The 21,888-nt window shown below is 68.1% G+C and carries 19 protein-coding genes; 2 read left to right on the forward strand and 17 right to left on the reverse strand.

The features are described 5' to 3' along the window. Positions 1–581 precede the first annotated feature (581 nt). The 7 genes from pcaC to FSV73_RS22540 form a co-directional block, all read right to left on the reverse strand. Complete coding sequence (pcaC, locus tag FSV73_RS22510) at positions 582–977, reverse strand: 4-carboxymuconolactone decarboxylase (RefSeq protein WP_145011770.1); 396 nt, start codon at positions 975–977, stop codon at positions 582–584. A gap of 11 nt (positions 978–988) precedes the next feature. After that, on the reverse strand, positions 989–1,777 hold the full coding sequence (pcaD, locus tag FSV73_RS22515) for a 3-oxoadipate enol-lactonase (protein ID WP_145011773.1): 789 nt from the start codon (positions 1,775–1,777) through the stop codon (positions 989–991). Between the two features lie 16 nt (positions 1,778–1,793). After that, the gene (locus FSV73_RS22520; protein WP_145011776.1) at positions 1,794–3,152 is read right to left on the reverse strand and encodes a 3-carboxy-cis,cis-muconate cycloisomerase; all 1,359 of its coding nucleotides are present in this window, start codon (positions 3,150–3,152) and stop codon (positions 1,794–1,796) included. Between the two features lie 15 nt (positions 3,153–3,167). Next, positions 3,168–4,460, reverse strand: a complete 1,293-nt coding sequence (locus FSV73_RS22525; protein WP_145011779.1) for an MFS family transporter — start codon at positions 4,458–4,460, stop codon at positions 3,168–3,170. Between the two features lie 235 nt (positions 4,461–4,695). Then, complete coding sequence (gene pcaF / locus FSV73_RS22530) at positions 4,696–5,910, reverse strand: 3-oxoadipyl-CoA thiolase (RefSeq protein ID WP_145011782.1); 1,215 nt, start codon at positions 5,908–5,910, stop codon at positions 4,696–4,698. Then, complete coding sequence (locus tag FSV73_RS22535) at positions 5,907–6,692, reverse strand: CoA-transferase subunit beta (RefSeq protein ID WP_145011785.1); 786 nt, start codon at positions 6,690–6,692, stop codon at positions 5,907–5,909. Before FSV73_RS22535 ends, pcaF begins: the two co-directional genes overlap by 4 nt. A 3-nt stretch (positions 6,693–6,695) precedes the next feature. After that, positions 6,696–7,544, reverse strand: coding sequence for a CoA transferase subunit A (locus FSV73_RS22540; RefSeq protein WP_017642962.1), 849 nt, complete (start codon positions 7,542–7,544; stop codon positions 6,696–6,698). Positions 7,545–7,750: 206 nt separating this feature from the next. Between FSV73_RS22540 and FSV73_RS22545 the strand changes: the two genes are divergently transcribed. Continuing rightward, positions 7,751–7,972, forward strand: a complete 222-nt coding sequence (locus FSV73_RS22545) for a VF530 family DNA-binding protein (RefSeq protein ID WP_145011788.1) — start codon at positions 7,751–7,753, stop codon at positions 7,970–7,972. 517 nt (positions 7,973–8,489) lie between these two features. On the opposite strand, the gene FSV73_RS22550 is transcribed toward FSV73_RS22545, so the two are convergent. Next, complete coding sequence (locus FSV73_RS22550; protein ID WP_145011791.1) at positions 8,490–9,437, reverse strand: class I SAM-dependent methyltransferase; 948 nt, start codon at positions 9,435–9,437, stop codon at positions 8,490–8,492. A 218-nt stretch (positions 9,438–9,655) separates the two neighbouring features. Between FSV73_RS22550 and FSV73_RS22555 the strand changes: the two genes are divergently transcribed. Then, positions 9,656–11,779, forward strand: a complete 2,124-nt coding sequence (locus FSV73_RS22555) for a TonB-dependent siderophore receptor (RefSeq protein ID WP_145011796.1) — start codon at positions 9,656–9,658, stop codon at positions 11,777–11,779. Between the two features lie 158 nt (positions 11,780–11,937). Here the strand turns inward: FSV73_RS22555 and FSV73_RS22560 are convergent, their stop codons facing one another. The 9 genes from FSV73_RS22560 to FSV73_RS22600 form a co-directional block, all read right to left on the reverse strand. After that, on the reverse strand, positions 11,938–12,735 hold the full coding sequence (locus tag FSV73_RS22560) for an ABC transporter ATP-binding protein (protein WP_145011799.1): 798 nt from the start codon (positions 12,733–12,735) through the stop codon (positions 11,938–11,940). After that, entirely contained in the window at positions 12,732–13,790 is a 1,059-nt protein-coding gene (locus FSV73_RS22565) for a FecCD family ABC transporter permease (RefSeq protein WP_145011802.1), read from the reverse strand. Before FSV73_RS22565 ends, FSV73_RS22560 begins: the two co-directional genes overlap by 4 nt. Next, the gene (locus FSV73_RS22570; RefSeq protein ID WP_260856144.1) at positions 13,787–14,809 is read right to left on the reverse strand and encodes an ABC transporter substrate-binding protein; all 1,023 of its coding nucleotides are present in this window, start codon (positions 14,807–14,809) and stop codon (positions 13,787–13,789) included. The genes FSV73_RS22565 and FSV73_RS22570 overlap by 4 nt, the downstream gene beginning before the upstream one ends. Positions 14,810–15,025: 216 nt before the next feature. Then, positions 15,026–16,405: an MFS transporter gene (locus tag FSV73_RS22575; protein ID WP_145011808.1), complete on the reverse strand. Its 1,380-nt coding sequence runs from the start codon at positions 16,403–16,405 to the stop codon at positions 15,026–15,028. 135 nt (positions 16,406–16,540) lie between these two features. Continuing rightward, positions 16,541–17,815 carry a salicylate 1-monooxygenase gene (salA, locus tag FSV73_RS22580; protein ID WP_145011811.1) on the reverse strand — a complete coding sequence of 425 codons (1,275 nt, stop codon included), beginning with the start codon at positions 17,813–17,815 and terminating at the stop codon, positions 16,541–16,543. A gap of 26 nt (positions 17,816–17,841) precedes the next feature. Continuing rightward, positions 17,842–18,567, reverse strand: coding sequence for an alpha/beta fold hydrolase (locus FSV73_RS22585; protein WP_145011814.1), 726 nt, complete (start codon positions 18,565–18,567; stop codon positions 17,842–17,844). 12 nt (positions 18,568–18,579) lie between these two features. Continuing rightward, positions 18,580–19,773 (reverse strand): OmpP1/FadL family transporter, encoded by a 1,194-nt coding sequence (locus FSV73_RS22590; protein WP_145011817.1) that lies wholly within the window; start codon positions 19,771–19,773, stop codon positions 18,580–18,582. 135 nt (positions 19,774–19,908) lie between these two features. Beyond that, positions 19,909–20,865: an AraC family transcriptional regulator gene (locus FSV73_RS22595; RefSeq protein ID WP_145011820.1), complete on the reverse strand. Its 957-nt coding sequence runs from the start codon at positions 20,863–20,865 to the stop codon at positions 19,909–19,911. Positions 20,866–20,999: 134 nt separating this feature from the next. Then, positions 21,000–21,854: an IclR family transcriptional regulator domain-containing protein gene (locus FSV73_RS22600; protein ID WP_145011823.1), complete on the reverse strand. Its 855-nt coding sequence runs from the start codon at positions 21,852–21,854 to the stop codon at positions 21,000–21,002. Between the last annotated feature and the right edge of the window lie 34 nt (positions 21,855–21,888).

Raw genomic sequence — 21,888 nt, forward strand, 5'->3', positions numbered from 1 at the left:
TTACGGGTTACGGGTTACGGGTTACGGGTTACGGGTTACGGGTTACGGGTTACGGGTTACGGGTTACGGGTTATTCAACCAACACTTTCAGGCTAGCGAATCGCCCCGTTCAGCAGGGCGAGTGCCAGTGTCTTGGAGCGGGTCGAGCCGCAGGAATGCGGCGAGAGGTCCAGTGGGCCATGGACGGCCCATCTGGACCGACCCCGGAACGGCGCTGGCGTGAGCGAAACGTAGCGTAGCGAAGTAATAGCCGTAGGCTGGCCCGAAGGGCGAGCAACGCAAGTTACCCGCAGCGCAGGGCCGGATGGTCGGGGCAAGCGTTTTTGGTTACTTTTGTTCGGGACGCGTAGTCCGGGGCGCGCAGCCGCGACTGGCAAAAGTGACTCGCCCGGGTGGGCGAAACAAAAACCTTCAAAGCACTCGATAACCAGCCCAGGAACCCACAACACCCAAGGTGCAAAGTGGCGCCCTGCAACGTTGGGCTTCGCTAACGCTCAACCCAACCTACGCCCGCCCAAAACAACGACGCCCACCAGATCACTCCAGCGGGCGCCATTCAAGGGGGCGACTGAGGGGCGTACTCACCCCTCCAACGACTCCACCCCCAACTCATCCCACACCGCCTCCGCCAGATGGAAGGTGGCATTGGCCGCCGGAATGCCACAGTAGATGGCGCTCTGCATGATCAGCTCCTTGAGCTCCTCCCGCGTCACCCCGTTGTTGCGCGCGGCGCGCAGGTGCAGGCGCAGTTCGCCCTCGCGGTTCATGCCGATCAGCATGGCGATGGTGATCAGGCTGCGGGTGTGCCGTGGCAGGCCTGGGCGGGTCCAGATGTCGCCCCAGGCGTGGCGGGTGATCATCTCCTGGAATTCTTCGTTGAAGGGCGTCAGCTTTTCCAGGCTGCGGTCGACGTGGGCATCGCCCAGCACCGCGCGGCGGACCTGCATGCCGGCCTCGTAACGTTCTCTTTCGTCCACGATCGACTCCTTTAGGCGCTGAGGAAGGCCAGCACGCGCTGGGTGAAGGCGTCGCCCATCTGCACGTTGGACAGGTGGGCGGCGGGGAACTCGACGTACTCGGCGCCGGGGATGCGCTCCTGCAGGAAGCGGCCGTCGGCGGGGGTGGTCACGGCGTCGTGGGTGCCGGCGACGATCAGCGTCGGGGCACGGATGGCATCCAGCACCTCGCGGAAGTCGGCGTCACGCACCGCCGCGCAGTTGGCCGCATAGCCCTGGGGAGAGGTATTGGCGAGCATGGCGACGATGCGGTCGACCTTCTGCGGTTCGGCACTGGCGAAGTCGGGGGTGAACCAGCGACCGATGGAGGCGTCGCGCAGGTCGCGCATGGCCTGCTCGCCGCCGGCTTCGACGGTCTGGATGCGGGTGTTCCACACCTCGGGGGTACCGATCTTGGCGCCGGTGTTGCACAGCACCAGGCGGGTGACCCGCTCGGGAGCGTTGATGCCCAGCCACTGGCCGATGGAGCCACCCATGGACAGGCCGCAGAAGGCGAATTGCTCGATACCCAGGGCATCGGCCAGGGCCAGGACATCGCGGCCGTTCTGGTCCATGCGATAGGGGCCGGGCGTCACCAGGGAAGCGCCGTGGCCGCGGGTGTCGTAGCGCAGCAGGCGGAATCTCTCGCTGAAGGCCGCGGCCTGGTCATCCCACATGGCCAGGTTGGTGCCCAGGGAGTTGGACAGGATCAGCACCGGAGCGCCCTCGAGGCCCTCCAGCCGGTAATTCAGGTCGCCATCGGCGAGACGTACGCTGGGCATCAGGCAGTCCTCTGGTTTAGGAATGGGCAAGCAGGGAGCGGTGTTCGGCCAGGGCGCGGGCCACCCAGGCCCGGGCCTGGCCGTGGTAATGGGCGGGGTCCAGCAGGCGATCCAGCTCGACGCTGGAGAGTTCGGCGGTGACCTCGGGGGTATCGCCGAGCACCAGACGCAGATGGCGACCCTCCTGGACAGCGCGCTTGCAGCTCTGCTCCACCAGGTGGTGGGCGGCCTCGCGACCCAGGCGGCCGGCCAGGGCGATGCTCACCGCCTCGGCCAGCACCAGCCCGTGAGTCAGTTCCAGATTGGCCTGCATGCGCGCGGCATCGACCTCCAGCCCGGTGACGATGGTCTGTGCCTGCTGCAGGGCACCGGAGACCAGGCAGAACAGCTCCGGCAGGGTTTCCCACTCGGCGTGCCAGAGTCCCAGGCTGCGCTCGTGCTCCTGGGGCATGGCGGAAAACAGCGTGCTGACCAGTCCCGGCGCGCGGGTGGCAGCGGCGATCAGCACCGCGGCGCCGACCGGATTGCGCTTGTGCGGCATGGTGGACGATCCCCCCTTGCCCGGCGCCGAGGGCTCGAACACCTCGGCGGCCTCGGTCTGCATCAGCAGCGACAGATCGCGCCCCAGCTTGCCCAGGCTGCCGGCCACCAGGCCGAGCCAGGCGCCGACCTCGACGAGACGGTCGCGCTGGGTATGCCAGGGCTGCTCCGGCAGGCTCAGCTGCAGCTCGTGAGCCAAGGCCTCGGCCACCGGCAGGGCCTGCTCGCCCAGGGCAGCCAGGCTGCCGGAGGCGCCACCGAACTGCAGCACCAGCACCCGCGGCCGCAACTCGGCCAGGCGCTGGCGCTGCCGGGTGATGGCGCCCAGTACCCCGGCCAGCTTCATGCCCAGGGTCACCGGCGTTGCGTGTTGCAGCCAGGTACGGCCGGCCAGCACGGTGCCGGCATGGCGCTCGGCCTGGGCCGCGAGGGCCTCGGCCAGGGCCGCCAGGTCGGCATCCAGGAGATCCAGCGCCTGGCGAATCTGCAATACCAGGCCACTGTCCATGGCGTCCTGGCTGGTGGCGCCGCGGTGCACATGGCGTTCGGCCTCGGGGTCCTGGCCGGCGATCTGCCGGCCCAGGGCCTTGACCAGGGGAATGGCGGAATTGCCGGCGCTGACCACCGCCCGGGCCAGTTCGGCGGCGTCATACAGCTCGGCGCGGCAGGCGGCGGCGATGGGCGCCACCGCCGTCTGGGGGATCACCCCCACCGCCGCCTCGGCACGGGCCAGGGCCGCCTCGAAGTCCAGCATGCCCTGCAGTCGACCCCGATCGCAGAACACCTCACGCATGGCGGCGTTGGTGAAGTAGGCGTCGAACAGCAGATTGGACATGGGGACTCCTTGGACTTAGTGGTCGTGATGCAGGTAGGCAGCCTGTCGCGGCAGCCGCAGGCTGACCAGGAAGGCTACCGCCAGCATCACCGAGACGTAGATGTAGAAGACTTCCTCGTGCCCCTGGGTCTTGAAGCTCAGGGCGACGAACTCCGCCGAGCCGCCGAAGACCGCGTTGGCCACCGCATAGGACAGGCCCACGCCCAGGGCGCGCACCTCGGGCGGGAACATCTCCGCCTTCACCAGGCCGCTGATGGAGGTGTAGAGGCTGATGATGGCCATGGCCAGGCAGATCAGCAGGAAGGCCACGAAGGGACTCTGGACGCTGGCCAGCGCCGTGAGGATCGGCCAGGTGCAGACCGTGCCCAGGCCACCGAACAGCAGCATGGAGGCACGGCGACCGATGCGGTCGGAGAGCATGCCGAACAGTGGCTGCATCAGCATGAACACCAGCAGGGCACAGGTCATCACGGCACTGGCGGTCTTGGCGTCCATGCCGCTGGTGTTGACCAGGTACTTCTGCATGTAGGTGGTGAAGGTATAGAAGATCAGCGAACCGCCGGCGGTGTAGCCGAGTACGGTGAAGAAGGCCGCCTTGTGGTTCCTGAACAGCCCGCTCAGGGTGCCGGCTTCCTTGTTGGCGCGGGTCTCGGCGGTGGTGGTTTCTTCCAGCGAGCGACGCAGGAACAGCGAGATCACCGCGGCGACGGCGCCGACCACGAAGGGAATCCGCCAGCCCCAGGCGCGCAGGTCGGCGTCGCTGAGCACCTGCTGCAGGATCACCACCACCAGCACTGCCAGCAACTGGCCGCCGATCAGGGTAACGTACTGGAAGGAGGCGAAGAAGCCGCGCTGGCCGCGCAGGGCCACCTCGCTCATGTAGGTGGCGGTGGTGCCGTATTCACCGCCGACCGAGATGCCCTGCAGCAGTCGCGCGAGCAGCAGCAGGGCCGGCGCCGCGACGCCGATGCTGGCGTAGGTGGGCAGGCAGGCGATGGCCAGGGAGCCGGCGCCCATCATCAAGATGGAGATGACCATGGAGGTGCGCCGGCCGTACTTGTCGGCGATGCGCCCGAAAATCCAGCCACCCAGGGGCCGCATCAGGAAGCCCGCGGCGAACACCCCGGCGGTGCTCAGCAACTGGACGGTGGGATCGCTCTTGGGAAAGAAGGCGGCGGCGAAGTAGATGGAGCAGAAGGCGTAGACGTAGAAGTCGAACCATTCCACCAGGTTGCCGGACGAGGCGCCAACGATGGCGAAGATGCGCTTCTTGCGCTCCTCGAAGCTGTAGTGCGGGTGAGTGCTCATGGAGATCCTTAATTATAGGTATGGATGGACGAGAGACAGCCTACCGCCATCGGACCAGGAGAGACACACGCGGTTACAGGGGGGTGTGGGCATGGGGTGGATGAGGTTCGGGTGATTTGCTCGAACACGGGCTCTACGATCAGCTCTGGCCATCGCGGCCATGGGCCGCTCCTACAGGTACATCGAGCTTTCGTAGGAGCGGCCCATGGCCGCGATCAAACCGGAACATAAAAAACTAGATCGAATCCACCCGCTCCACCGCCAGCGCCAGCCCCTGGCCGACGCCCACGCACATGGTGGCGAGCCCCAGGCGGCCGCCGGTCTTCTCCAGGTGGTGCACCGCGGTGAGCACCAGGCGGTTACCGCTCATGCCCAGGGGATGGCCCAGGGCGATGGCGCCGCCGTTGGGATTGACCTTGGGACTGTCGTCGGCCACGCCCAGCTCGCGCAGGACTGCCAGGCCCTGGGCGGCGAAGGCTTCGTTGAGTTCGATGACGTCGAAGGCGTCGATGGAGAGGTCCAGGTGCTTGAGCAGCTTGCGCACCGCCGGGGTCGGGCCGACGCCCATGATGCGCGGCGCCACGCCACCGCTGGCCATGCCAAGCACCTTGGCGCGCGGGGTCAGGCCATGTTTCTTCACGGCCTCCGCCGAGGCCAGGATGATGGCCGAGGCACCGTCGTTGAGGCCCGAGGCATTGCCGGCGGTCACGGTCTGGTCCGGGCCGTTGACCGGCTTGAGCTTGGCCAGGCCCTCGGCGGTGGTGTCCGGGCGCGGATGCTCGTCCTGGGCCACCACCACGTCGCCCTTCTTGCCCTTGATGGTCACCGGGACGATTTCCTCGGCGTAGTAACCGGACTCCTGGGCCGCGGCGGCGCGTTGCTGGCTGCGCAGGCCGAAGGCGTCCTGGTCGGCGCGGCTGACGCCATAGTCGGCGGCAACGTTGTCCCCGGTGACCGGCATGCTGTCGACGCCATAGGCTTCCTTCAGCGCCGGATTGACGAAGCGCCAGCCCAGGGTGGTGTCTTCCAGTTTCTGGCCGCGACCGAAGGCGCTGTCGGCCTTGCCCATCACATAGGGCGCACGGGTCATGGATTCCACCCCGGCGGCGATCACCAGGTCCATCTCGCCGAGGGCGATGGCGCGGTAGGCCTGGCCCACCGCTTCCATGCCCGAGGCGCAGAGGCGATTCAGGGTCACGCCGGGTACGGTTTCCGGCAGCCCCGAGAGCAGCACCGCCATGCGTGCCACGTTGCGATTGTCTTCGCCGGCCTGGTTGGCGCAGCCCATGAACACCTCGTCCACGGCGGACCAGTCCACCTGCGGATTGCGCTCCTGCAGCGCCTTGAGCGGGATGGCCGCCAGGTCGTCGGCCCGCACTGCGGAAAGACCGCCGTTGAGCCGGCCGATGGGCGTGCGGACGGCGTCGCAGATATAGACGGCGCGACTCATTCCTCACCTCCCTTCTGGCCACCGTGAGCCGCCGCCGTGCGCGCCTGCAGATCGCGCAGGGCGTCGAGTTCGATGGCGGTGGGCGCCTCGGTGGTGGCGACCTGGTCGGCGAAGCGGATGGCCCAGCCGGTGGCGGCCACCACCTGCTCGCGGGTCACCCCGGGATGCAGGGCGGTCACCACGAATTCGTTCGTGCCGGCTTCCGGCTCCATGATGCAGAGGTCGGTGATGATGGCGGTCGGGCCCTTGCCCGGCAGGCCCAGTTGCTGGCGGTGATCACCGCCCTCGCCGAAGCCCACCGAGGTGATGAAGGCCAGCTTGTCGACGAAGCTGCGGTGCGATTGCTTGAGGATGATCAGCACCTCCTTGGCCGAGCCGGCGATCTCCGGGGCGCCGCCGGCGCCGGGCAGGCGCACCTTGGGCTGGTGGTAGTCGCCGATCACCGTGGTGTTGATGTTGCCGAAGCGGTCGACCTGGGCCGCGCCGAGGAAGCCGACGTCGATGCGCCCGCCCTGCAGCCAGTAGCGGAAGATCTCACCGGTGGGCACCACGGTGTCGGCGGTCTCGGCCAGCTCACCATCGCCGATGGACAGGGGCAGTACCGTGGGTTTGGCGCCGATGGGGCCGGATTCGTAGATCAGCACCACGTCCGGCGCGTGGGTCAGGCGCGCGAGGTTCGCCGCGGTGGACGGCAGGCCGATGCCGACGAAGCAGACGCTGCCATTGCCGAGGCGGCGCGCGGCGGCCACGGTCATCATTTCATTGGTGGTGAAGTCGCTCATGATTCAGGCCTCCGCAGCCAGCTTCGCCTGGAAGGCGGCGAAGTCCGCGGTACCGCGGATGTAGGTGTCGATCCACTGGGTGAAGGTATCGCGATCGCGGGCGATCGGATCCCAGGCTTGGTAGAAGCGGTTGTCGCGCTCGTAGTAGCCGTGGGCATAGGACGGATGCGCCCCGCCCGGCACCACGCAGACGGCGCTCAGGGCCCAGGTCGGCAGCACGCAGGCATTCATCGGCGCCTGGAGGTCGTCGACGATCTCTTCCACGGTGACGATGCAGCGCTGGGCGGCCAGGGCGGCTTCCTTCTGCACGCCGAGGATGCCCTGGATCAGCACGTTGCCCTGGCGGTCGGCCTTCTGCGCGTGGATGACGGTGACGTCGGGGCGCACGCTGGGCACCGCCGCGAGCTGCTCGCCGGTGAAGGGGCAGGCGATGAACTTGATGTCCGGATTGACCTTGGCCAGGTCCGAGCCCTGGTAGCCCCGCAGCACGGCGAACGGCAGGTTGGAGGCGCCGGCGACATAGGCATTGGCCAGGGCCGCGTGGCTGTGCTCGGAAATCTCCAGCTTGTGCGGCCAGCCCTTCTCCACCGCATCGCGCAGCCGGTGCAGCGAGCCGACGCCGGGGTTGCCACCCCAGGAGAAGATCAGCCGCTTGGCACAGCCGGCGCCGATCAGCAGGTCGTAGACCAGGTCGGGGGTCATGCGCACCAGGGTCAGATCACGCCGGTTCTGGCGGATCAACTCGTGGGCGGCGGCGGTCGGGATGAGATGGGTGAAGCCTTCGAGGGCGACGGTCTCGCCATCGTGGACGAAGCGCTGGATGGCTTCGCTCAGGGACAGGATCTGGGCCATGGATTGTCGACTCGCGTCTTTGTTATCGGCGCCGCCCGGTGCGGCGGTCTGGGGTCAGACTACAAAGCCCCGACGCCTCGGACAATCCGATAATCGACTAACAGTTCGATTATCGAACGACATTGCTCAGCAGGCTATCGACCACAGTAGCGCGCGATGGGTCGCGGCAACGGCTACACTGCGCCACCCGTGACAGGAACCGACAGATGCCCGACAAAGCCCGCCCCGCCCTCGAAGGCGTCACCCTCGAAGCCCTGCTCACCCGCCTGGTGGACCATCACGGCTGGGAAGAACTCGGTCGCCGCATCCCGCTGCGCTGCTTCACCCACGAACCCAGCCTCAAATCCAGCCTGACCTTCCTGCGCCGCACGCCCTGGGCACGGGAAAAGGTTGAGCAACTCTACCGGCGATTGCCGAAGCAGGGTTGAGGCCGGACGTAGGTTGGGTTGAGACAGCTTTATCGTCGAAGCCCAACACGCGTGGCCTGAGCAGCGAGCACCGTTAGGCTTCGCTGCGCTCAACCCAAGCTACGGGCGGATTCGTAGGTTGGGTTGAGACGGCTTTATCGTCGAAGCCCAACGAGCCAGAGCCGAACCCGGGCACCGTTGGGCTTCGCTGCGCTCAACCCAACCTACGGGCGGATTCGTAGGTTGGGCTGAGACGGCTTCATCGTCGAAGCCCAACACGCGTGGCCTGAGCAGCGAGCACCGTTGGGCTTCGCTGCGCTCAACCCAAGCTTACGGGCGGATTCGTAGGTTGGGTTGAGACGGCTTTATCGTCGAAGCCCAACAAGACGGGGTCGAGCCCGGGCATCGTTGGGCTTCGCTGCGCTCAACCCAACCTACGGGCGGACTCATAGGTTGGGCTGAGACGGCTTCATCGTCGAAGCCCAACGAGCCAGAGCCGAACCCGGGCACCGTTGGGCTTCGCTGCGCTCAACCCAACCTACGACGCTTGTTCCTGCTGGAACACCAGGACCTTGAGGCCGCCCTCCGGGTCCTCGTCGGCGAATTCCGGGGGATTGGCCAGGCGCTCGACGAAGGCCAGCCCGGGCGCTTCCTCGGCCATGCCGGCGATGAGGAAGTCCGCGCCCACGCCGGGGTCGTTGACGCAGGCGAGCACCCGGCCGCCCGGGGCGAGCAGCTCCGGCAGCCGGCGCAGGATGCGAGCGTAGTCCTTGGTCAGGGCGAAGCTGCCCTGCTGGAAGCTGGGCGGATCGACGATCACCAGGTCGTAGGGGCCCAGCTTGCGCACCTTGCCCCAGGACTTGAACAGCTCGTGGCCGAGGAAGCTGACCTGGCTCAGGTCATGGCCGTTGAGGCGATGGTTCTCGCGGCCACGGGTCAGGGGCCCCCGGGCCATGTCCAGGTTGACCACCCGCGCGGCGCCGCCGGCCAGGGCCGCCACCGAGAAGCCGCAGGTATAGGCGAAGAGATTGAGCACCCGCCGTCCGGCCGCCTGCTCGCGCACCCAGCGCCGACCCAGGCGCATGTCGAGGAACAGCCCCATGTTCTGGTGGCGGGAGAGATCCAGGCCAAATTTCAGGCCGTCCTCGTGGATGACGTGCTCGCCCACCGGTGCACCGATCAGGGCCTCGCTGGCGGCGTCGAGACGATAGCGATGCTGCAGCAGCAGGCTCTTCGCGCCGCTGGCTATCCAGGCGGAGCTGTCGGCCAGGGCCATCAGCGTCGAGCGCAGGGCCGCCAGCTCGTCCGCGGGCAGCTCACGGAACAGGCCCACCCGCACCACGCCTTCCAGCCAGTCGACGGTGAGCTGCTCGAGCCCCGGCAGCCGTCGGCCCCGACCATGGATCAGGCGACGCGCCTCGGTCGGCGGCGCCGCGAGCGCGGAGGTGAGCAGATCGGCGAGCTGGGCGAGGGTGGAGTTGTTCATGGACGGTCGCTGGCACAAGGGGATCGGCATGCTACGCGAAATGGCCGGGGCGCGGCGGGACTACCAGTCCGCGAGGGACGCGCGAGGCGCTGCAGGAGCCACCTTCCAGGCATCCGACCAGCAAACCGAAATACCTCGCAAGTGGTAACGACACTCAGTTGTATCCACTTTGTAAACCGCTCTAGAATCCGCCTCCCCGAACTCCAGGACGATGATAAATGCGCCGGCTGGTCCCTGCTCTGTCCCTGCTTCCCCTTTGCGCCCTGCCCCTCCATGGCTTCGCCCAGACGGCGGACGAAGCGCCCCAGGTGTTGTCCGATCTCACCGTCACCGGGACCGCCGAATCGGCTACCGGACCGGTGCAGGGATATCGCGCGGAACGCTCCAGCAGTGCCACCCGCACCGACACCCCGCTGCATGAAACGCCGCAATCGGTCAGCGTGGTCTCGCGCGAGGCCCTCGACGACCTCTCCGCCACCCGCCTGCAACAGGCGCTGGACCAGGCCGGTGGCGTGGGCCGCGGCAACAACTTCGGTGGCCAGGGCCTGACCAGCTACACGGTGCGCGGCTTCACCAGCTCCGAGTACTTCCGCAACGGTTTCCCCATGAACCGTGGCTATCCCAACGCGCCGGACGCCGCCACCCTGGAGCGGGTCGAGGTCCTGCGTGGCCCGGCGGCGACCCTCTATGGCCGCAGCGATCCGGGCGGTACCTTCAACGTCGTCACCAAGCAGCCCTTGGGCGAACGCAAGACCACCCTCGGCAGCCAGTTCACCGACCAGGGCCTGAGGCGCGGCACCCTGGACACCACCGGCCCGGTCGACGACGACGGTCGCCTGGCCTATCGCCTCAACCTGGTCGCCGAAGGCGGCGACAGCTTCCGCGACGATGTGCAGCACGAGCGCTATGAGGTCGCCCCGGTGCTGAGCTGGCAGGCCACCGACGCCACCCTCATCACCTTCGAAGCCGACCTCATCCGCAACAACGCGCCGCTGGATCGGGGCCGGACCAACTACCTGGCCCAGCGCGCCGAGGCCAGTCGCTCCACCAACGCCTGGGAAAAGGGCACCACCAACCTGCTGCACAACGACAACCAGACCTATCAGCTGCGCTTCGAGCATCAGCTCAGCGACGCCTGGACCCTGGCCGGCGGCTTCCAGTACCTGGATGGCAGCCTCAAGGGCAATGCCGTGGAAGCCAACGGCGTGCAGGCCAACGGCGTGATCCTCGGGCGCAACTTCAGCTACCGCAAGCTGGAGTGGAGCGACCGCGACCTGCAACTGAACCTGACCGGCCACTTCGACACCTTCGGCCTCGGCCATACCCTGATCACCGGGGTGGAGGTGGAAGACTACGACTACCGCTCCATCATCCAGCGCTCCGCCGGTGGCGCCGGGGTCTATACGGTCAACCTGGTCGACCCGGTGCTCGGCCAGCCGCGCCCGGCGCTGACCCGCACGCCGACCCACGACCACGAGACCCTCAAGAGCTGGGCCGCCTTCGTGCAGGACCAACTCAAGGTCACCGACCGACTCAAGCTGCTGGGTGGCCTGCGCCTGGAGCGCTTCGAGCACGACTACGACAACTTCGTCGCCGGCGGCCAGAGCTGGACCAACGAGGACACCGCCGTCACCCCGCGTCTGGGGGCCAGCTATGACCTGACCCCGGACCTGGCGCTCTATGCCAGCGCCTCCAAGTCGTTCAAGCCCAACACCGGCGCGGCGCGCCTGGGCGGCGGCTTCGACCCCGAGGAAGGCAAGGCCTACGAGCTGGGCCTGAAGTGGGCGGCGCTGGGCGGTCGGCTCAGCGTCGACGCGGCGATCTTCCACACGGTCAAGGAAAACGTCCTGACCCTGGACCCGGTCGATCCGAACTTCAACGTCGCTGCCGGCGAGGTGCGCAGCCGCGGTTTCGAACTCAACGTCGCCGGCGACTTGACGGCCAACTGGCGCATCCTCGGCGGCTACGCCTTCACCGACGCCGAGGTGACCAAGGACAACAGCCTGCCGCGCGGCACCCGCCTGACCAACATCCCGCGCAACGCCGTCAACCTGCTCAACGTCTACGAATTCCACGAAGGCGTGCTACGCGGCCTGGGGCTGGGCGCCAACGTCAAGTACGTGGGCGAGCGCGAAGGCCAGAAGACCGCGGTCAGCGATTACACGATGGACAGCTACACGGTCACCGACCTGCTGAGCTTCTACCAGGTCGACGAGCACCTGCGGCTGAACCTGGACGTGCGCAACGTCTTCAACAAGGGCTACGACGAGAGCTCCTGGAACGCCTACAGCTATCCGGGCGAACCGCGCACGGTGCAGGCGGGCTTCACCTACACCTTCTAAAAGCAACACGATGAGACGGCACGCGTCCGCCGGGCGGGCGGGTGCCGTGCTCGAACTCCGCTGATTCCGCTCCTGCATCCGTGCGCCAGCCCAGTCCGGTTACTGGCCGCCGTACAGCCAGGCGCCCCGCGTCATGAGCCGCTTGATGGCTCGCCCAATCAGGCCTCGTTGAAGGCCTGACCCGCCAGCGGCTGGACCACCGGCCGGCCCTGCCGGTCGTGGAGGATGTCCACCGCCACGCCATAGGTGGCCTCCAGCAGATCGGCGCTGACGATGGCCGCCGGGCGTCCGGCGGCCAGCAGGCCCCCGTCGACCAGCACCAGCAGCGTATCGGCGTACTGGCAGGCCAGGTTGAGGTCGTGCAAGACCACCACGGTCACCCGGCCGTGCAAGCGGGTCTCGTGGCGCACCCGGTCCAGCAGGTTGATCTGGTGCCGCAGGTCCAGGGCGCTGACCGGTTCGTCCAGCAGCATCACCTCGGGCTCGCGCATCAACACTTGGGCGAAGAACACCAGTTGCCGCTGCCCGCCACTCAAGGCGCCCAGCTGGCGCGAGGCCAGGTGGGCGATGCCCACCTCCTCCAGCTTGCCCAGGGCGCGCCGCAGCAGGTCATCGTCCAGATGCAGGGTCAGCCGTTCCAGGCTGCCCATGGCCACCGTCTCCAGCACCGAGAGTGCCGCCTCGGCGTGGGAATCCTGCGGCATATAGGCCACCCCCTGGCGCCAGCCGTCCCTTTGGCGACGGGCCGAGGCGCCGGCCACCAACCGCCGCTCGCCCCGTTCGATCCGGCCGGCGGCCAGCGGCAGGTCACCGGCCAGGGCGCGCAGCAAGGTGGTCTTGCCGGTGCCGTTGGGGCCCAGGATCACATGGACCTGGCCGGGGTGCAGTTCGGTGGACAGCCCGGCGATCACGGTACGGTCGCCACGCTTCAGCGCGAGGTCGTGGAGGCGAATCATGGGCTGGACCTGCGTGGGGCGAAGATGAGCCAGAGCAGGAAGGGCACCCCGACGATGGCGGTGACGATGCCCACCGGAAACAGCGCGCCCGGCAGGATGGACTTGGACAGCACCGAGGCGAAGGACAGCATCAGGGCGCCGCAGATGGCCGACAGCGGCAGCAGGAAGCGCTGATCCTCCCCCACCTGCCAGCGGGCGATATGGGGCGCCACCAGACCGACGAAGCCGATCACCCCGACGAAGCTGGTCGCCGTGGCGGTCATCACCGCCACGAGGATCAGCACCTTGAGGCGCAGGCGGCGGATGTCCACCCCCAGGCTGGCCGCGCGGGCCTCGCCCAGGCGCAGGGCAGCCAGCTTCCAGGCATCGCCCAGCAGCAGGCCACAGCAGAGCAGGGTCACCCCGGTGACGATGGCCAGGGTGGTCCAGGTGGCGCGCCCCAGGCTGCCGAACAGCCAGAACAGGATCTGCTGCGACAACTCCGGCGAGGAGAGGAACTGCACCAGCGACAACAACGACTGGAAGAGGAACAGCAAGGCGATGCCGCCGAGGATGATGGTGTCGCTGCCGGTGCGCTTGAGCGAGGCCAGGGCGAAGAGAAACAGCGCGGCCAGCATGGCGAAGACGAAGGCGCCCAGCGGCACCCCGATCAGCGCACCCAGGCCGAAGCTGCCCAGCGCCAGGCTCAGGGCGGCGCCGCAACCGGCGGCGGCGGCCATGCCCAGGGTATAGGGGCTGGCCATGGGATTGTTGAGCAGCGTCTGCATCTGCGCCCCGCCAGCACCGAGCGCCGCGCCCACCGCCAGGGCCATCAGGGCGACGGGCAGGCGCAGGTCGCGGACGATGGCATCGGTCATCGGCTGGCGCTCACCCAGGCCGGTCAGGGACTTGAGCACCTCCAGCGGCGAGAGCAGCGACGGGCCGGTGGCGATATCGAGCACCAGGCCCACCAGCGCCAACGCGAGAAACACCGCGCAGGCCCGCCAGCGGCGGCGCTCGCGGGCGCGCTGCGCGGCGATGGCGTCCGGCGGGCTGGACATCAGGGGAGCGGTCATGGCGTCAGCCCCACGGCGAAGGTGCCCTGCGGCTGGATCGGCAGGTAGCGCCGGTAGAATTCCCGGTAGTTGGCCATGGGGTCCAGATCCTGGAACAGATCCGGATATAGCTGTTTGGCGATGAACTGCAGCATGGCGAAGTCTTCCAGGCTGCGCGAGGCGCCCTGGTAGACGCCATAGAGGCGGCCATCGCGGATCGCCGGCAGATTGGCCCAGCCCGGTCGCTGCATGAAGGCGCGCAGGTGGCTGCGGGCCTCGTCGGCGGTGACCCCTGGCCCCATGGGCAGCGCGGCGGGATTGCTGTTGTCCTCGCGGCCGGAGATGAAGATGACCTGCGGCTGTGCCATGAGCACCTGCTCCGGATTCATCACCCCCCACCATTGCACGAAGGGTGCGGCGATGTTGTCGCCGCCGGCCAGGGTCACCATGGCGCCCCACATGTTCTGCCCATAGGTGAAGGAGTATTCGGCCGGGCCCTTGTTGCCGAATTCGACGTAGACCCGCGGCTTCGGCCTATGGGCCGCCGCGAGGCGGGTCTGGATGTCCTGGACCGCCTTGGCATAGACGTCGGCCAGCTCGGCGGCCCGCGCCTCCTGGCCGGTGATGACACCGAGCAGGCGGGTGGAGGCCAGGTGACGTTCAAGGGTCTGGGCGTTGTAGTCGATCGCCACCACCGGAATGCCCAGCTGTTCGAGACGCTTGACCTCGCTGTCCAGCGCCTGGAATTGCCAGGCGGCCAGCACCACCAGGTCCGGCTTGAGGGCGAGCACCTTCTCCACGGAGAAGCTGTTGTTTTCCACCTCGCCGACATCGGGCAACTCGGCCAGAGGCGGTAGCTTGGCAACGTACACCCGCCAGGTGCCAGGCACCTTGCGCTCCCAGGCGCCGCGAGAGATGCCGACTACGGCCGCAAAGGCCTGCTCGCCCCCTACCGCCAGGTAGTCGGTGAAGTTGAAACCCAGCACTACCCGCTTGGCCGGGACCGCGAGGGTGACCGTGCGCCCGAGGACGTCCGTCACCTGGCGGGTCTCGGCGAAGGCCGGCGCAATCAGAAGGCAAGCGATAAGCGTTATCAGCCGTACGGCCCACCGCCGGCCGTGAAGAAAACCTGTCATGGAAGCCCTTGAGACGTCTGCGCCCGCTCTAGAGCGGGCAACTGGCAAGCGATCGAAGGGTGCAACTTTACGCGGTGGCAGCGCCCTCGCCTAGCGCTGCCACCGGCGATGAGCGTGCGCTCAGGTGGCGTCGGCGTGGCTGACCACGCCCTTGATCAGCACCGCCAGGGCAGCCAAGGCAGCGGGCAGCAGCAACGCGGTGAGGACCTGGGTGAAGGTCCAGCCCAGGCCCAGCAGGGTCGCGCCCATCCAGGCGCCGGTGATGGCGCCGAAGCGGCCGATGCCGAGCATCCAGGACACCCCGGTGGCGCGGCCATGGGTCGGGTAGTAGCGTGCGGCCAGCGAGGGCATGGCCGACTGGGCGCCATTGATGCACATGCCGGCCACCAGCACCAGGGTGGCGACCAGGGCGACCTGGCCCAGGCTCTGGCCGACGCAGTAGGCGAAGATACCCGCCAGGGCATAGAACAGCCCGATGACCCTGTGCGGATTGAATCTGTCCATGGCCCAGCCGACGAAGACCGCGCTGAGCACCCCGCCGAACTGGAACAGCGCACCGATCAGGGCGGCCTGCTCCAGGCTGGCACCGGCGTCGCGCATCAGGGTCGGCAGCCAGCTGGTGAGCAGATAGACGATCACCAGGCCCATGAAGTAGGTCAGCCACAGCAGCAGGGTGCCGGCGCTGTAGCTGCGGTTGAAGATCACTGCGAAGACGTTGCCGGTCTTGACCGATTTCTGCTCCGGCACCACGAAGTGCCGCGACTCGGCGGCCTCGCGGCCGATGGGCGCCAGCACCCGGCGGATGCGCTCGGCGCTCTTGCCGTGCACCACCAGATAGCGCGCCGACTCCGGCAGCCAGAGCAGCAGGACCACCGCCAGGGCCAGCGGCAGCACGCCACCGAGCACCAGCAGGCTGTGCCAGCCGTAGGCCGGGATCATCCAGGCCGAGACGAAGCCGCCGCCGGCCATGCCCAGGTTGAAGCCGCAGAACATGCTGGTCACCAGCAGCGACTTGAGGCGCTCGGGGGTGTATTCCGAGAGTAGCGTGGTGGCATTGGGCATGGCCGCGCCGAGGCCCAGGCCGGTGAGGAATCTCAGGATCACCAGCTGCTCGAGGTTGGCGCTGAAAGCCGACAGCAGGCTGAAGCCGCCGAAGATAAAGGTGGCCACCACCAGCACGCCCTTGCGGCCGAAGCGGTCGGCCAGCGGCCCGGAGCCGAGGGCGCCGAACACCATGCCGCCCAGGGCGGCGCTCATCACCGGCCCCAGGCTGGCGCGCGGCACCCCCCAGTCCACCGACAGCGCCGGGGCGATGAAGCCCATGGCCGCGGTGTCGAGGCCATCGAGGAAGACGATGAGGAAGCACAGGGCGACGATGCGCCACTGATAGGCCGAGAGGGCCTGGCGATTGATGAACTGCTGGACGTCAAGGGTGCCGGCCACGGCCGTGGCCGGATGATCGGCCAGGGGCGCGGCGCCCGCGTCGAGGATTTGCGTCATGGTGGTCTGCTCGTGTTGTTGTTATCGGCGTAGTGCGCCACTGCGCCGACGTTAAGCCCAACCACAAGAGACTGACAATTCGATTATCGGCGATCTGGCCGATAATCGACCGGATTTCATTCAGCCCGGCCTTCCTCAGGCCGGCTGTAGCGACCAACCCAGCCCGTCTCGCGCTTCGCGTACCTCTGCCAGCAGGTCGTGCTGCCACAGCCAGTCAAAACGCCTGGCCAAGGTCTGCCCCAGCAGAGCGTCGTCCTGGCCGGTTGCCCGGTCGCGATACTCGTAGAGTTCGCCGGCCTCCCAGGAGGTGCGCTGGGTATGGCAGGCGCGGGGCAGGCGCCAGCGCTGGTAAGCCTGGAGCACCTGGTCGAGGTTGCCCCGCGTCAGCTGCGGATCGACCAGCAGTTCGCGCAGGAACCAGGCATCTTCCAGGCCCTGGCCGGCCCCAGCGCCCTGGTGCGGCAGCATGGCGTGGGCGGCGTCGCCGAGCAGCGCGGCGCGGCCGTGCACGTAATAGGGCAGTTCCTCGATGTCGTGCAGGGCCCAGAGCGTCGGCGCTTCGATGGCCTCCACCAGGGTCCGGGCCGCCAGCCCCCAGTCGGCGAAGGCCGCGCCCACCTCGGCGCGACTGGCACCGCGTACCCAGGGCTGGTCCACCGGCCAGACCCTGGTGCGCGGCTGGGCGGTGAGGAAGGCAACGATATTGATGATCCGCCCCTGCTTGATGGGGAAGGTGAGGATATGGCCGTCCTGGGCCAGGTACATCTGCGGTACGTCGAGCAGGTGCTGGTCGAGTCCGGCGGCGTGAAAGCGCTCGCGCAACAGCTCGCGCTCCACCAGACCGCGATAGGCGACGCTGCCGGTGAAGCGCGGCCCCGTGTCGCTCAGGCCGTGGCCGGCCAGGACCGACGCGCGCAGGCCGGACTTGATGCCGTCGGCGGCCAGCACCAGATCGCAGTGATGGCGACTGCCGTCGGTGAAGCTCAGGGTGACGCCCGAGGCGTCCTGGTGCAGGCCGCAGGCACGCTTGCCGAACACGGCCAGGCCCGCGGGCAGCCGGCGCGCCAGGGCGTCGAGGAAATCGGCGCGGTGGATGGAAGACTGGCCGACGCCCGGCGCCAGGGTGGCGCCCAGGTAGCTGGCGTCGCTGCCTCGGCGCCACTCGAACCAGACGTCCTGCCAGGGCTCGGGGGTGCGGTCGGCGAGCGCCTGGTAGGGCTCAGCCATGCCCAGCCCGGCCAGGGCCCGCACGGCATTGGCGCCGAAGGACACCCCGGCGCCGATCTCGCCGAAGGCCGGCGCGGATTCGAACAGGGTGACCTTGAGGTGCGAGGCGTCCTTCAGGCCGAGGGCCAGGCCGACGCCGGCGATGCCGCCACCGACGATGGCGACGTTGAGGGGAGCGTTCATGGGATTTCCTCGCGCAGGGCCCGCCGCTAGTCGCGGCCGGCCAGGTGGATGGCTTCGGCCAGGACATTGGGCCGGGTGAAGAGCACCTCGTGGCTACCGGCCAGGGACACCAGGCGATAGCCGCCGAGGCGCTCGCTCAGGCGGGGATGCCAGCCGTACTGGCCGGGTGGCAGGGCCACGTCGTCCTGGGCATAGAGCCAGCTGCGTGGGATCGGCAAGCCGTCGAAGGTCTTCAGCGGCACGGCGTCGAAGTGACTGCGCGCCGGGGTCGGGGTGAGGTACTCGGCGTAGACGGCCTGGGCCTGTTCCAGGCTGGCGTCGCCAATGAAGGCGTCGCGGAACACCGGGAAGGGCAGCATGAGGCCGCCATCGGGTTGCTCCAGCTGGCGCCACAGAGCCTGGTAGTGCGGCGGCACCAGGTCGAACAGCGCCTCGCCGTCGCGCAGGACGAAGGCGTTGTGGAACACCAGGCGCTTGAGCCGCGCGGTCTCGATCTCGGCCAGACTCTGCAGCACGGTGCCGCCCCAGCTGTGGCCGAGGGCGACCACGTCACGCAGGTCGTGGCGGCGTACGTAGTCGACCAGGGAGTCCACGCAATCGGCGTGGCTGGCCGCCAGATCAGCGCCGTGACCGTGGCCGGCCAGGGTCGGGGTATGCACCTCGGCCCCCTGGGCGCGCAGGGCCTGGGCGACGCCGTCCCAGGCACGACCGTCGTGCCAGGAACCATGGATCAGCAGGTAGGTGGTGGTCATGGGATCGTCCTCCTAGAAGCGGTAGCCAATGCCGAGATTGAGATAGGAAACGTCGGTGCCGACGGTGATGCCCTGGCTGGCGCCGCTGCCTTTGAGCCGGTCATTGACCGCATAGAGATAGCTGCCGGTGACCTCCCAGCCGTTGCCCAGCCGGTAGCTGGCGCCGAGGCTGTAGTGGTCGTACTGGGCCAGCGGGGCCAGGGTGGCGAAGGTGGCTTCGCTGCTGGGAATGAAGTGATTGGAGAAGGAGGCGCCGGCGCGCAGCGTCCACTGCGCGTTCACCTCGTAGCTGGCGCCGAAACGCAGGATTTTCTGGTCGCGCCAGCCGAAGCCGGGGCCGTCGCTGGCGCCCAGTGGACCGCCCTCGGTGAGGCGATTGCCATAGGCCCGCTCGCCAGACCAGTTGATCCACAAGGCATCGGCGGCCAGGGTCAGCTGGGGCGTGGCCTTGAATGCCAGGCCAATACCGGCCTGCTGCGGCAGATTCAGGCGACCGTCCGGCAAGAGGCCGCGATAGCGCTCCAGGCGCTGGAACCATAGGGGGCTGGCGTAGCTGACGCCCAGGCTGAGGCGGTCGCTCAGGGCACCCTGGTAGCCCAGGGCGAAGCCGCCGCCATAGGCCTTGTCGGCCCCCGGACTGGCGAAGCCGAAGCCTTCCAATCCGGCGATGTCCAGGCGCTGGTAGGCCAGTCGCGGCGAGAAGCCCAGGTAATGCCCGGGAGCCAGGCGCCAGGTGACGGTGGGCGCCAGCACCACCTGCTGCAGGCTGGACTTGAGGTCGTGGCTGCCGAACACCGGTTCGCCGTAGTCCAGGGCGATGCCCTGGCCGAACACCGAGAGACCGGCGCTTAGATCCGCGTTGATGACCCGGTTGAAGCCGCCGGTGGGCACGGCCACCACTGCGTTGTCGGCGTAGTGGTTGCTACCGACCTCGGTGCGGATCGGCGCCCGCAACAGGGTCAGGTCGGCGTCGAAGCGATCGCCCAGCAAGGCCATGCCGGCGGGGTTGTTGGCGGACGCGGCGGCATCCTGTGGCAGGGCGATGGAAACGCCGGCCATGCCCATGGCCTTGGCGCCATAGGCCGGCAACCGGACGCCGTTGTTGGCCTGGGCCGGCAGACTGGCCAGCCCGGCGCCGAGACTCAGCAGCAGGGAGGATGCGAGGGGCAGGACCGCGCCGGGGGAGAGCGAGACTGTCTTGGACATGGCGGTGCGCTCGAGTTGTTGTTGTAGGAGCGTTGTCGCTTGGCGGGGCGCCGTGGCGCCCCTGGTGTCCATGCTCGTCTTCCCCGACCGTTGCCACTATCCCGCCGCTGCACGGGATTATCCGTTCGCTGCCGTCTAGCTCGAGCGTCCGCGCCAGGTAGCCGACGGCGATTCGCCGAAACGCGCCCTGTAGTGCTGGGCGAAACGGCCCAGGTGTAGGAAGCCATGGGCCAGGGCCACTTCGGTCACGCTGCGCGCCGCGGCACGCGGATCGAGCAGCGTCGCGCGGGCCCGCTCCAGCCGGCGCCGACGGACGAATTCCAGCGGTGCACAACCGACCTCCCGCTGGAACAGGCCGTACAGGGCGCGCTCGCTGAGGTGCACCTGGGCGGCCAACTGGCGTGGGCTGAGCTCGTCACCAAGGTGCGCCTCCAGATAGTCGAGCAATTGGGTGAAACGGCCGCAGGGTTCGGGCCGGTCGACCTGGGGCTTTAGATTGCTCGGCAGTTGCAGCAGCAACTTGGCCACCAGGATCTGCAGATAGGGCTCGTGGAGGCCGTTGGGCAGACTCTCCTCGGCTTCATGGCAGATCAGCGCCAGCAGATCGAGGATGTCCTCGGAGGGACGCTGCGCCACGGGCCGGACGAAACGGATGCCCGTGGCCGGCAGCGTCCAGCCCTGCGCCTGGCAAACGCGCTCGAGCAGCGTCACCGGGAGCTTGACGATGAATTTCTCGCAATTGTCGGAATAGACCAGGTCCACCGGCTCGCGGGGATTGAGCAGCATCAGCTCACCTGGTCCATAGCAGCGCGCATCCTCGTGGCCCTGCCACAGGCAGCGACCCCGCAAGAGAATCTGCAGGTGGTAGCGGTCGTCCCACGCCGGCGCCAGGATGCGTACCTGGCCGGCATAGTGCAGCCGGCAGAGGTCGAGGGCGGCGAAACTGCGATGGGCAAGGCTGGCCTGGGCGATGGCATCGCGGGAAATTTGCAGGCGATGGCTACCCAGGTGGCGACCGACGTATTCCGAGACCTGGCCGGGAGCGCAGGCCGCGAAGACCCGACTCCGCTCGCTCAGCAAGACCCTGTCCATAGACGGTACTCCTGACGGCTTGTTGTTATGCCCTCAGGATGCGCAGCGGTGCGCCAGGCTGTCCAATATCCGGCAGGTGCAGCGCCATACCCTGAAGGTATGGCGCCAGCCGCTCTGAGGCAGCTATTTCGGCACTAGTGAAACAGCCGAGTGCTCAATTCCTGGCTGGCCGCCAGCAGCACCGGCAGGAATCTCGTCTCCAGCTCCTGGCGGCTGACCCGGCTGGCGTGGGTGCCGACATTGAGCGCCGCCAGCACCTGGCCGGCGGCATCGCGCAGGGGTACCGCCAGGGATCTCAGCCCCACTTCCAATTCCTGGTCGACCACCACGTAGCCCTGCTGGCGTACCTGGCCCAGGCAGTCGATGAGCGCTGGCGGCTGGTAGAGGGTGCGGCTGGTCTTGGCCTGCAGATCGGCGTGCTCCAGGTAGTCGTGCAGGGCGGCATCGTCCAGGGCGGCGAGCAGGATGCGGCCCATGGAGGTGCAATAGGCCGGCAACCGGCTGCCGACGCTGAGGTCCACCGAGATCAGCCGCTGCGGCGTGGCCGAGCGAGCGATATAGAGGATCTCGTCACCCTCCAGGGTGGCCATGGAACAGGCCTCGTGCAGCTGTTCGCTGAGGCGGTCGAGCACCGGCTGGGCGGTGACCGCCAGCGGCGTGGACGACAGATAGGCGTGGCCAAGGGTCAGCACCTTGGGCAGCAGCGAATAGGTGCGGCCATCGGTGGTGACGTAGCCCAGTTTCATCAGGGTATGCAGGCAGCGCCGCACCGCCGCGCGCGGGATCTCGGTGCGGTGGCTGATCTGGGCGATGGTCAGCTGGCGCTTGCGTTCTTGGAAGGCGTGGATCACCGCCAGGCCACGCGCCAGGGAGGTCATGAAATTCGGGTCGCCGGCGAAGGCTTCGATGCGCTTGGCCGGCGAGGCGATGATCGGCGGCGCCGCCAACGGCGGTAGCCCCGTGGCATGAGCGGTGCGGTTATCGTCCATCGACCCTATCCTCGGCAGGCTTTTGGCCGATTAT

It is taken from the genome of Pseudomonas oryzihabitans, from assembly GCF_007665395.1.
Lineage (GTDB): Bacteria > Pseudomonadota > Gammaproteobacteria > Pseudomonadales > Pseudomonadaceae > Chryseomonas > Chryseomonas psychrotolerans_C.

Bases quoted from the DNA above. Each gene is read 5' to 3' on its own strand.
- pcaD (WP_145011773.1), bottom strand. From the start codon at position 1,777: ATGCCCAGCGTACGTCTCGCCGATGGCGACCTGAATTACCGGCTGGAG.
- FSV73_RS22520 (WP_145011776.1), bottom strand. From the start codon at position 3,152: ATGTCCAATCTGCTGTTCGACGCCTACTTCACCAACGCCGCCATGCGT.
- FSV73_RS22525 (WP_145011779.1), bottom strand. From the start codon at position 4,460: ATGAGCACTCACCCGCACTACAGCTTCGAGGAGCGCAAGAAGCGCATC.
- pcaF (WP_145011782.1), bottom strand. From the start codon at position 5,910: ATGAGTCGCGCCGTCTATATCTGCGACGCCGTCCGCACGCCCATCGGC.
- FSV73_RS22535 (WP_145011785.1), bottom strand. From the start codon at position 6,692: ATGAGCGACTTCACCACCAATGAAATGATGACCGTGGCCGCCGCGCGC.
- FSV73_RS22540 (WP_017642962.1), bottom strand. From the start codon at position 7,544: ATGGCCCAGATCCTGTCCCTGAGCGAAGCCATCCAGCGCTTCGTCCAC.
- FSV73_RS22545 (WP_145011788.1), top strand. From the start codon at position 7,751: ATGCCCGACAAAGCCCGCCCCGCCCTCGAAGGCGTCACCCTCGAAGCC.
- FSV73_RS22550 (WP_145011791.1), bottom strand. From the start codon at position 9,437: ATGAACAACTCCACCCTCGCCCAGCTCGCCGATCTGCTCACCTCCGCG.
- FSV73_RS22555 (WP_145011796.1), top strand. From the start codon at position 9,656: ATGCGCCGGCTGGTCCCTGCTCTGTCCCTGCTTCCCCTTTGCGCCCTG.
- FSV73_RS22560 (WP_145011799.1), bottom strand. From the start codon at position 12,735: ATGATTCGCCTCCACGACCTCGCGCTGAAGCGTGGCGACCGTACCGTG.
- FSV73_RS22565 (WP_145011802.1), bottom strand. From the start codon at position 13,790: ATGACCGCTCCCCTGATGTCCAGCCCGCCGGACGCCATCGCCGCGCAG.
- FSV73_RS22575 (WP_145011808.1), bottom strand. From the start codon at position 16,405: ATGACGCAAATCCTCGACGCGGGCGCCGCGCCCCTGGCCGATCATCCG.
- salA (WP_145011811.1), bottom strand. From the start codon at position 17,815: ATGAACGCTCCCCTCAACGTCGCCATCGTCGGTGGCGGCATCGCCGGC.
- FSV73_RS22585 (WP_145011814.1), bottom strand. From the start codon at position 18,567: ATGACCACCACCTACCTGCTGATCCATGGTTCCTGGCACGACGGTCGT.
- FSV73_RS22590 (WP_145011817.1), bottom strand. From the start codon at position 19,773: ATGTCCAAGACAGTCTCGCTCTCCCCCGGCGCGGTCCTGCCCCTCGCA.
- FSV73_RS22595 (WP_145011820.1), bottom strand. From the start codon at position 20,865: ATGGACAGGGTCTTGCTGAGCGAGCGGAGTCGGGTCTTCGCGGCCTGC.
- FSV73_RS22600 (WP_145011823.1), bottom strand. From the start codon at position 21,854: ATGGACGATAACCGCACCGCTCATGCCACGGGGCTACCGCCGTTGGCG.